Below are 10,157 nucleotides of genomic sequence, written 5' to 3' on the forward strand. Positions count from 1 at the left end.
ATGGACCGCATCATCAGTAGCATCAAAATCCAGAATCAGTTCTTTGGGCACTCGTTTGAAGGAAGCCACAAACCGTTCTATCATCACTTGATGAACATGCTAGGCTGTTAGTCGATTCGCCTGGTTCTCCCAGCGGCACAAAGTGGAACTGCTCGCTAATACCTCTGCGCGTTCAACCGCTGATTGAATCGCCACATCATAGCGTAATTGCTGATGATCATTGAGGTCTTCATAACCAACCACATGCCAATGCATAAACCCGTTGGCGCAATAGCGCCAAACTATCATGCTGGCAACTTGCCTGCCGACGAGTGTCTTCCAGTACTTGAGCAACCGCTTTACTCAGCCCAATGTGCTTATCCACTTGGCGCAATAACATGACGCCACCATCTGATGTAATATCACCACCCTCAAAATTCACTTCAACAGTACGCTTCTTTACATCTGGAAATTTAAATGATTCCCGGGTACACTTTGTCACTGGCAATTCCTTTTCTTTATTCAGCGTAGATAACTGAATTATAAAGAATTAATAGGGAATTGCCACTTCCCTTCGTGCAATATTGGGGCTAGCAAGAAAAAGGGGATGTGGATGGGGGGCATTCCACCGCTCGGTTACGATGTGGAAAATCGCCGATTAGTACCGAACGAGCGTGAAGCCAAGATTATCCGCCATATCTTTCAGCGTTTCGTCGAGCTAGGTTCCAGCACAACCCTGGTTAAGGAATTAAAGCTGGTTGGGGTGACCTCGAAATCCTGGATCACGCAGGATGGCAAAGTCCGTGAAGGCAAACCGATCGATAAAAGCTTAATCTACAAAGTACTCAACAACCGAACGTACCTAGGTGAATTGCGGCATAAGGAGCAGTGGTATCAGGCTGAGCATCTACCCATTATCGAGCGTGATCTGTGGGACAAGGTGCATGCTATCCTTACCACAAATGGTCGCATTCGTGGGAATGATACACGAGCAAAGGTGCCATATCTGCTCAAAGGGATCGTGTTTGGCAATGACGGCCGCGCCTTATCACCAAGGCATACAACCAAGAAAAATGGGCGCCGCTATCGCTATTACATTCCGCAACGGGACGCCAAGGAACATGCTGGTGTATCAGGATTGTCGTGTCTACCTGCTTCAGAACTGGAATCTGCGGTACTCGATCAGTTGCGTACGATCTTGCGTGCGCCAGAATTGATGGGGGAGGTGTTGCCGCAGGCAATCAAGCTCGACCCAGCCTTGGATGAGGCTAAAATGACCGTGGCCATGACTCGACTTGATGCGATTTGGGAGCAACTGTTTCCGGCGGAGCAGGTTCGTATCGTAAAGCTTCTGGTTGAAAAGGTAATCGTATCGCCAAACGATCTTCAAGTGAGGCTGCGTGCCAACGGTATAGAGCGGCTGGTGCTGGAAATGAATCCGAAGCCAATTGCACAGCAAGAGGAGGCATTAGTATGAGCAATATCCAAATCAACAAAACAGGTGAGCCGGACATTCTTCAGGCAAGCGATGGCAAGTTAACCCTCTCTGTACCAATTCAGATTAAACGCCGCAGTGGACGCAAACTGGTCACGTTGCCCAACGGTGAAATTGTTAAGGTACAGACTTGGGATACCGCGCCAACACCGCTACAGTTAGCGTTGGCTAGAGGTCACCGTTGGCTTTCTATGTTGGAATCGGGTAAAGTCAAATCTCTGAAGGAGATTGCTACTCGAGAGAGCGTTGACAATAGTTACGTGAGTCGGATGGTTAACTTGACCACGCTTGCGCCGGATATCGTTGCTGCGATCCTGGATGATACTTTGCCAGATAACATTATCTTGTTCGATCTGGCGGTTGATCCGCCGGTACTGTGGGAGGAGCAATGGATGCGTATCAAGAGTACTCTACCTACATGAACTGAAAAAGTATTTTGAATAAATGATCAGTAAAAGGAATGCTCTCTATTAGTATGAATGCTGCCCCACAAAGCGGTGAATTCCTGAAAAAGCTCATCGCCGCCATGCTCACTTCCGCAGGCCTTTGATTTTGTTGCGGCAATCTGAACTAGGTCCTTCTTTTCAGCATATTTCCTGAATGTGATGGCGTTCTCCCTGGGCGTGTTGTGCGTGAAGGGTAAAAAATAAACGAAACATAATTTTTGTTAGAACAACTACAAAAATAATCTCCCCACATCGACTTGAAAGTTTACGTGATACCCTGTAAAAAAATTAATCTCCAAGGTTCTCGAGAGCATATGGTAGGTAGTATTTGAATAAATTAGAAAAAGAGATTTGCTCCTTGTTAGCTCCGTAGCGCGGCAACTAGCTAATATAAGTTGTTTTTGGTGGTGCGCCTCCTCATAAGGAATACGGATCAAATGTATGCAATCGTGTTATTGCTGACCAATTCTTCATCCCTTAATATTGCTCATGTCATAGAGCTTAGCTGATCTGATCTGTTGTTTTTGATATTTCTTAATTAAGAAGTACTCAAGAGAATGGATTTCGATTCAATTACTTCATTGTTTATTAATTCTTGCCTCCAGTTCAAATTATGAGCACAAATAATAATGTCATATTACTCATACTGATACTTTCTCTTCTATTGGCTCATAGTTATGCTTTAGCCGATCCACCAAAGCCACCTCTTATCATATTGACGCAAGATCGCACCAAGATATCCATTGCTTGGTCTCCAGTTGCAAACGCCCATGGTTATCAGTTATTTTATGCGCCTTTTCCTTTTACCGGACCAGAAAGTATTAAAAATGTTGACATGGGTAACGCCACCTCTGGCTCAATTGAGTTATGGGATGCTGCTGCTTTCATTGTTGCGGTCAAAGCACATAATGATGTCGGTAGCAGTGATTACTCCAATATTGAATTATTTATTCTCTCTAAAGCACCGTTACTTGATCCTGATGCATCACCGGTGACCGGTAATTGGTACAAGCCGCCTGTAGCCATCACCTGGCAATGGCAGCTGCTGAAAGGTACCAGAAAAGCTACTATGAAAGAAACAACCGATGAAGCCAATGAAATCGATATCAATTATCCCGTTCAACTTTATGATATTGATCTATTTGATTCTTCCCCATCCTTGATTAACACACTCAAAGCTTCTGGTAAGAAGGTTATCTGTTATTTCTCGGCAGGGAGCTATGAAGATAATCGAGCAGATAAAGATAAATTCAAACCTGAGGAATTGGGTCATCCTTTAATCGATTGGCCAGATGAGCGATGGCTTGATATTCGCTCATACAATGTAGCGGAGATCATGATCTCACGGCTTAATCTGGCTCTGTTAAAAGGCTGTGATGGCGTGGAACCCGATAATATGGATGCGTATGCCAATAATTCCGGTTTTGATATAAGCGCCAAGGATCAGTTAGCATTTAATAAATTTATTGCCAATGAAGCCCATAAAAGAGGGTTATCGGTTGGGCTTAAAAATGATATGGAACAAATTCCTGATTTAATCCATTATTTTGACTTTAGTATTAATGAACAATGTCATGAGTTCAATGAGTGTGATTCGCTAACTCACTTTATTACTAACGGCAAGCCTGTTTTAAATGCAGAATATCAGCAAAGTTATATGGACAATCCTGCTGCGCGCCAAGCACTTTGTAATACATCTAGGGGTGCGCAATTTAGTACCTTGATTTTGCCAAAAGATTTAGATAATAGTCAGCGATTTAGTTGTTTTGAAAATAAATGATCAGTGCTGCCTTACGCGTTAGACAATGCGTTACCGGATTAGATCCGCTAAGGCGATTTCCGAAAGTAAACATCCCCATCAGGTAGGCCGAATCAGAATGTCCCATTTGGGCAAAAGCGGGTTGCGCTCCAATCTGGCTTCGATTTCCTGCATGGCTTTCCTGGATAGAGACACGCCTTTCTGGTAGAGCCTACGGCTCAATTTTACCGTCGGGTGGCTACCTTTCCAGGTCATACTTTTCGCCCATGCCAGCATGGTTGCGGTATCCACCAGTTGGGCTCCATTCCAATGCTGTTCCAAAATTCCCCAACATCGTTCGATGGGATTATATTTGCTGTGGTATGGCGGATAGTACAGCAGTTGGATGATTTTGCCGGTAGTATCGGCGAACTCCACCATGCGCTTGAGGAACTGGGTGCGCACCCCGCTGCTTTCGGGACCATTGTCCACTTTGAGTTGGATGTGTGTCATCACGGCCTGCTTTTCCCTGGGGATGGCCTGTCACCAGTCCTCCAAGCCATCCACGATGAAGTCACTGGTCTTGAAGGAGCTTCCAAACGTCAGATGCAACTGCCCACTATCCTCTTCCACGATCCCAAACGGAACCTGCTTTTCCTCGCAGCCCATATCGTGATCGGCGGCTTGGGTGTCACCGCGGGTTTTCCCACCCCGTGAGTATTCCCCGATCTTCACAGTGGCCTTGCAGTCGATGCTCAGGCGCATGACCTGCCCAATTTCCACACACGCTGGGTCCGCTATGGGTTTTCCGTCCTTGTCCGCAATATTGGCAAAGATGGCATCCGTTTCCGGGAGTTTGTTTGGGGTTTGGCCTTGACCACCTTGCGTAGGCGGTAGCCATTTCGGTTCAGCACCTCCGCCATCGTGCTGGGCGATGGTAGGCAATCCTCCGGAAAACCTTGGGCGCGTAACCGATCCAACGCCGCCGCCACGGTCAGCCGGGTATACGATAGCGCCGTACGGAAGGTCGGGTCTTGCTGACAGTGCGATTCCGCCAATGCCCACAGGGCCTGCGCCACATCCGGGTGCTTCTCCTCCCAGAGGCGGTTTCCGCAGTACGTTGCTTGCGCCCCCAGACAAATCACGCCCGTGCGCTGTTCATTCAGCCCGAGTTCGATCGTGTCGCGATTCCAGCCAAACACCCGCTCCGCCTGGCGGGGATTGCCCCGGCAATATTTCAACGTCATCATCGCCTGAAAAGATCGGCGTTCCGGTCCGAGCATTTTCGAACTCGCTAGTCTCAGGTCTTCGATTTGGGACGTACTCAGGGGCGCAACAGTCGGGGCAGAGGCGGACAGCATGATCAAGCTCAGTGGTTAAATAAGTGGAAGCCCAATTCTACCCCAATGGGAATAGCCTTTCTCGGAAATCACCTAAGATTGTAAGCTAATACAAAACTTTCTCGACCTCATCTCTTCATCGGCTCCTAATGAAGTCAACATAGGAAATAAATATCAAAATATGATCTATATTATTTTGATGGGATAAGCCATATTTTCCGCGAGTTCGACATAGGATCACACTCTCTCTCAGGTCAGAATAATGTTATATTTACTTTACTCTGACCTAAATTTCTAACATTAGCAAGAAAGGGAATGGTTTCCCTATCTATTTATAGCTATCAACCCTCTACAGTAATGACATTATCCCAAGTAGGTGCTTGACCTATTACCGTAATCGACACATCATTACCAAAGTTGATGATGAAGGTATCAGCCTCAATTGAGACATTGGTAATTTGACTAGCTATCTCTTCACGAGTTAAACCCCACTCAGTGAAATCGAGCATATCTCCTTCTTGCCCATTATAGTTATCAATCGTCCAGTGCCCATAGTCATGGAAATGAAAATCATCTGCACCTTCTTCACCACGGCAAGAGTCGCCAGGATTTGCGTCGACATGTTTATACTCTCCTTGTCGATCATGTCCTTCTCGATCATACCCTTCTCGATCATATCCTGGGCGATCATACCCTGGACGATCATATCCTTCTCGATCATATCCTGGGCGATCATACCCTGGACGATCATATCCTTCTCGATCATATCCTGGACGATCATATCCTTCTTCATCATACCCTGGTCGATCATATCCTTTTTGATCATATCCTTGTGCATCATATTCTTTGTACTGATCATTGTAAGTACCCATTGATTATTCTCCTTTTTAATAAGTGGGATTCAAAGAATGAAAGAATCCATAAAAAATAAAATAGATCCTGCTTCTCAACAATATCCATAAAGCAAAACAATGTTTTAACAACCCAACTAAATTTATAGTAAAGCCTTGGAAATAGAGGCAACCTTAATCAATAGTTGGTTTCTTTAAACATTCTTTGCCGAATAGATCTATTAAAATAAAGCAGGCTGAAATTTGCTATAAAGCAAAAGCAAACACCGTTTTAACAAGTGCTTACCCGAAAACCCTCAAGCTAAAACAAACAGGAGATTACGTGTAATTTTGAAAATAAAAGAAGATTTCTAGAAATTTAAATAAACCAATGTAACTCAATTAATTAACATCGCTCTGCCTCAAATTTTTAGAAATCTTCATTTCTTAGAACAGATATAGCACATTTTTTTATTGAAATAATGGAGGGTTTTCGGGTCGACACTAATTATTGGCCTAACTTTATTTATGATCATGCTAGGAGATAAAACATCTCACGTCAATAATGCAATGGCATACATTTATATAATAATCATCAGCTTACGGATACATTCAATCAGCTCAGCTTGGGCAAACAATCTGATTAACTGAGCGATAGGGAATAGCTTTGGTTCATCGTTAACCATAATTAAAAGAAACGATGATCACAGAGAAGGTTAACAAGAGGCGTAGTGCTGAGAGACTGTGCGAGCTACCAATGCACTATAGTGACGACATTCATGATGGGGCAGAGCCGTTAAATGTTCACAACAAAGTGAGATATGGTAAAACGGCAAACTATATAATAGTGAGATACTGACTTAACACTTGCGAATAAACCCATACTAAAAAAGGCCGTGTATACGGCCTTTATCTAACTGTGCGTGACAGTTAATATTACTTTTTCGGTTTCGGATTTTGATTAGGATTCTGTTTCGGATTCGGATTTTGATGATGAGCCTGATCTATGATGCTAGCCTGAGCCCCTTTTATGGAATCAGCTGTTAAAGCTGCGGTTCCACGATGTTTGCCGTCTTCAAAGGTATTGCAAGCATGATCTCTTGTCTCATCAACTTTGGTAAGCCTGGAGAACCCATGATAAACATCAAACTCATTTCTGCTTTCACAAGTCCAGGTATGTGGCGTTGCACTCGCTTCATCCGTGGTACAGTCCACTGTCACTGATCGAACGAAATCAGCAGATTTTCCATCTCCTCTGACCCATTTAGCGAGGAGGCCCAGATGAGCTCCTGTTGAATCGGCCGTGCCGCCTGTAGTACCCGTAGTGCCGGAGGTTTCGCCAGCAGTGATTACTGTTCCTTCAACTGTTGCCATGAAATCATGAACAACATGTTTACCATGGACACTGTAAGCTTTTTGTTGGGCATGGCCAGAATCTTTTCCACTGGTTCCAGAATCTTGCTTTTTAGTTCCTTTAGAGAGAGAACTATGGGTTTTGACATTGAGGTTGAAGCGCTCGTCCGGAAAAATATCCCACTGATAACAAGCGAGTTGGTCATTATCCTGCTTGTTGTGTTTATCGTCTTGGCCCTTCTTATCATCATGACCCTGTTTACCACCTTGGCCTTGAGGATTCATGATACTTTGAGCTAATACTATGCTGGTAAACATAACTGCACCAGTCAATATTATCGTTCCTAACAACTTGGAAGGTGATTTATACATAACTATGCCTCCTTAAAGGTACAGCCAATCGCATAAGAATAAACTTAATACATGAAAAGCTACGTTAGCTAATTCTCATTTGGCTGGCTAAATTAAAAGAAATTATCGAAGAAAGAAGAAGTAACTAAGAAGAAGCAATTAACAAAGCAGACATCCTCGAAGCAATGGATAAACCATAGTTCCAGGCAATCTGACTTTGTTAAACAATTTAAACAAGTAATAAATATCAAAGCAATAATGCAGATGCTTACAATTTTTATTTGAAGAAAATCTATTGCTGATAATAAAATGATCAATACGCTATAAATACACGTATTTTCATTGCCTTATTAATTAGAACAGAAGAAGGCAGCATGCTTGCCAGCATTGAGTCACAAACCAGAAATCTCAAAAATGATAAGGTAAATGCTATTAATAATTGATAAGCATTATGAATGAAGCGGCACATGGCAATCTGAAGGAGAGGCTGAAACTATATGCCATGCACCGCAAGGAGAAAAGACATATACAAATGCACAACCGCTATCTCAAATTACAGAAAAGCGATAACAAAAGTGCATTGAGACATTTCCAATTTACAGCAGCATTAGTAAGATTGATTTCCGATCAAAGAAGTTCAAGCAAAATCAAAGCTGGCTTGATTGTTGGCGATCGCAAAGCTTCAAATTCTAGGAATGACGAACAAATAAAGAGGGGCCCGGTGAGTAGAGAGGACAACCCACCGGGTTACAAAGGATTATGATAAGTATCAATACAATAACAATTAAAATTACCTTGATACAAATTTTTTATCGGCTAAGTAGGAAAAAGCTTTAGCATATTTTTGTAGCGCTCGAAATAAGCTTTGCCCACACTCAAGATATGGCTGTTATCCACAGCCTTATCCACGGAAAATGTGGATAACGAGCAAACCTAGCAAGACCCATATCTTTAAAATTATGGGCATCAAACACAGCAATTCTTATTGTTCCCATACTGCTCTAAGTTTCAATAGATCGCGTCATAGCGAGACTAGAATCACGAGAAGAACAAATCGCACAAAAGAAATCAAACAAATTAAAACAACGAAAGCAATATTATTAAACAATTAAATCCACTTTCAACAATCAACACAACCATTACGCGTCATCCATACTGCGGTATCAGAACAAGCGGATTGCACCAAAACTTCATCCTGTATATCAAACAAACCGGCATAAAAGTATCAAGATCCTGCCTTATGATGCGATACAACCAAAGCTAAGCCTTCAAATTCCCTTTAAACTGAAGCAGCACTTGTCCACAATTTCTGTGGATAACTTTGTGGATAATTGATAAATATTACAGCTAAGATATTTAGCTGTAATGATATTTACTGCTCTGCTTAAAAATTAATCGGCTATAAGTTATTGTTAATCAATAACTTATATTTTTATTATGCATTGACGCGGACTTAACTGAGGTATAAATGGTTTAAAAAGAGAAAATCGTGGATGTGAATTATTTCTTAAAGTCAAGAGATCTAATATATAAGTAGCCTTATCTCCTCGCTACTATTTCTTATGTTGGCAAACGTACAGAAAGACGGGAAAATTGCAGAGTAATATAGAGTAATTTAGTAGGCTGCCTGGAGGAAATACCATGAAATATTATTCTGCATTGAATAAGAAGCAAATCACAACAATCTTCAGTGTAATTATTTTTGGTTTTACGGGCACAACTTATGCTACAGGCGCTGAGGAACCCAGGGAGACATCGGGACAAGGAGATGCAATAGGATCCGCTGCCGGGAACACCTCACATCAAAGTAACTCTCAACGACGATCTGACACCTCAACCGGAGGTTCATCCAGCAGCTCAACGGTGAATCTCTCTAGCAGCGGTTCAACCGGAAGCTCTCCCGGCAGTGATTCTCTTGGTAGCACGCCAGATTCATCCACTGACACCATAAGAGGTTCATACGATGACTCAACTGGAGATAAATCCAGCGGCTCTGGAAGTTCATCGAGCCGAGGTTCAGCAGGTTATTGATTTAATCTATATTCCCTTCGCCATAAGCGAAATCAGCAGGAATCAAAAAAAGCTTAGGATGCAGCAGCTCTATTACTTTCCTTAGACGAGTCAAGTTATACCCCAGACTCATTTGGGAAGCATCTTTAGTCATTCTTAATTAACGTGAGTTCGGGATAAGAAAAGCAGAAAGAGCGATTTGATTTATCTAATGATGAAACTCATTTTGAAATCAATTCATCGTAATTGAGCAGCACGATGCGACAATTTAGAACTTTGCTTGCATAAGCTAAATCTTAAATCGTTCAAAACAATAGTTCTGTTAGAAACAGTTTTATTGTGCCGAAGATTTCTTCATTGAAGGTAACACTATGCCTCAATACTCAACACGCGACGAATTTCATCAGTCTTGAAACCCAATGCCATCGGACGGCGCACATCAGGCAACGCAACCACATCATAAAGCTCGTCAACTACGCCTTCCATGCGCAGCCAATGTACCGCATCACCGGTACGCAGATCGATCACCTGCACACCGCAGCGTGCTTCAGCATTGCGTGATTTCAGGTTGGCATCCAACGCCAAACCGCCAAAGGTTTTATTGTGGCGTGGCTT

General features: G+C 42.9%; 8 protein-coding genes and 3 pseudogenes. 5 read left to right on the forward strand and 6 right to left on the reverse strand.

The window, feature by feature from the left end; all coding sequences use genetic code 11:
* Positions 1-125: 125 nt before the first annotated feature.
* Positions 126-274, reverse strand: a pseudogene (locus BM122_RS19140) (transposase); the annotation flags it as partial.
* A 21-nt stretch (positions 275-295) separates the two neighbouring features.
* A pseudogene (locus BM122_RS19145) lies at positions 296-481 on the reverse strand (transposase); the annotation flags it as partial.
* A gap of 111 nt (positions 482-592) precedes the next feature.
* Here BM122_RS19145 and BM122_RS19150 point away from each other — a divergent pair.
* The 3 genes from BM122_RS19150 to BM122_RS19160 all read left to right on the forward strand — a co-directional run bounded on the left by BM122_RS19150 (position 593) and on the right by BM122_RS19160 (position 3,700).
* On the forward strand, positions 593-1,456 hold the full coding sequence (locus BM122_RS19150; RefSeq protein WP_074907104.1) for a recombinase family protein: 864 nt from the start codon (positions 593-595) through the stop codon (positions 1,454-1,456).
* Positions 1,453-1,896 carry a LacI family transcriptional regulator gene (locus tag BM122_RS19155; RefSeq protein WP_074907105.1) on the forward strand — a complete coding sequence of 148 codons (444 nt, stop codon included), beginning with the start codon at positions 1,453-1,455 and terminating at the stop codon, positions 1,894-1,896. Before BM122_RS19150 ends, BM122_RS19155 begins: the two co-directional genes overlap by 4 nt.
* A 637-nt stretch (positions 1,897-2,533) precedes the next feature.
* On the forward strand, positions 2,534-3,700 hold the full coding sequence (locus BM122_RS19160; RefSeq protein WP_218152168.1) for an endo alpha-1,4 polygalactosaminidase: 1,167 nt from the start codon (positions 2,534-2,536) through the stop codon (positions 3,698-3,700).
* Between the two features lie 78 nt (positions 3,701-3,778).
* On the opposite strand, the pseudogene BM122_RS26350 reads toward BM122_RS19160, so the two are convergent.
* The 3 genes and pseudogenes from BM122_RS26350 to BM122_RS19180 form a co-directional block, all read right to left on the reverse strand.
* Positions 3,779-5,019: pseudogene (locus BM122_RS26350) on the reverse strand (ISAzo13 family transposase).
* A gap of 320 nt (positions 5,020-5,339) precedes the next feature.
* Complete coding sequence (locus BM122_RS23640; protein WP_177198217.1) at positions 5,340-5,870, reverse strand: hypothetical protein; 531 nt, start codon at positions 5,868-5,870, stop codon at positions 5,340-5,342.
* 894 nt (positions 5,871-6,764) lie between these two features.
* A complete protein-coding gene (locus BM122_RS19180; RefSeq protein ID WP_074907108.1) occupies positions 6,765-7,553 on the reverse strand; it encodes a hypothetical protein in 789 nt (262 codons plus the stop codon).
* Positions 7,554-7,983: 430 nt separating this feature from the next.
* Between BM122_RS19180 and BM122_RS19185 the strand changes: the two genes are divergently transcribed.
* Both BM122_RS19185 and BM122_RS22835 read left to right on the forward strand, forming a co-directional pair.
* Entirely contained in the window at positions 7,984-8,295 is a 312-nt protein-coding gene (locus BM122_RS19185; protein ID WP_074907109.1) for a hypothetical protein, read from the forward strand.
* 878 nt (positions 8,296-9,173) lie between these two features.
* Positions 9,174-9,563 carry a hypothetical protein gene (locus BM122_RS22835; RefSeq protein WP_143083550.1) on the forward strand — a complete coding sequence of 130 codons (390 nt, stop codon included), beginning with the start codon at positions 9,174-9,176 and terminating at the stop codon, positions 9,561-9,563.
* 348 nt (positions 9,564-9,911) lie between these two features.
* Here the strand turns inward: BM122_RS22835 and BM122_RS19190 are convergent.
* On the reverse strand, positions 9,912-10,157 hold a 246-nt coding region (locus BM122_RS19190; RefSeq protein ID WP_143083551.1), incomplete at its 5' end, for a DUF4915 domain-containing protein.

Origin of the sequence: Nitrosomonas communis, assembly GCF_900114745.1 — a bacterium.
Taxonomy (GTDB): Bacteria; Pseudomonadota; Gammaproteobacteria; order Burkholderiales; family Nitrosomonadaceae; genus Nitrosomonas; species Nitrosomonas communis_A.

Excerpts from the sequence above, each read along its gene's own strand:
- BM122_RS19185 (WP_074907109.1), top strand. The coding sequence starts at position 7,984 with ATGAATGAAGCGGCACATGGCAATCTGAAGGAGAGGCTGAAACTATAT.
- BM122_RS22835 (WP_143083550.1), top strand. The coding sequence starts at position 9,174 with ATGAAATATTATTCTGCATTGAATAAGAAGCAAATCACAACAATCTTC.
- BM122_RS19155 (WP_074907105.1), top strand. The coding sequence starts at position 1,453 with ATGAGCAATATCCAAATCAACAAAACAGGTGAGCCGGACATTCTTCAG.
- BM122_RS19150 (WP_074907104.1), top strand. The coding sequence starts at position 593 with ATGGGGGGCATTCCACCGCTCGGTTACGATGTGGAAAATCGCCGATTA.
- BM122_RS23640 (WP_177198217.1), bottom strand. The coding sequence starts at position 5,870 with ATGGGTACTTACAATGATCAGTACAAAGAATATGATGCACAAGGATAT.
- BM122_RS19160 (WP_218152168.1), top strand. The coding sequence starts at position 2,534 with ATGAGCACAAATAATAATGTCATATTACTCATACTGATACTTTCTCTT.
- BM122_RS19180 (WP_074907108.1), bottom strand. The coding sequence starts at position 7,553 with ATGTATAAATCACCTTCCAAGTTGTTAGGAACGATAATATTGACTGGT.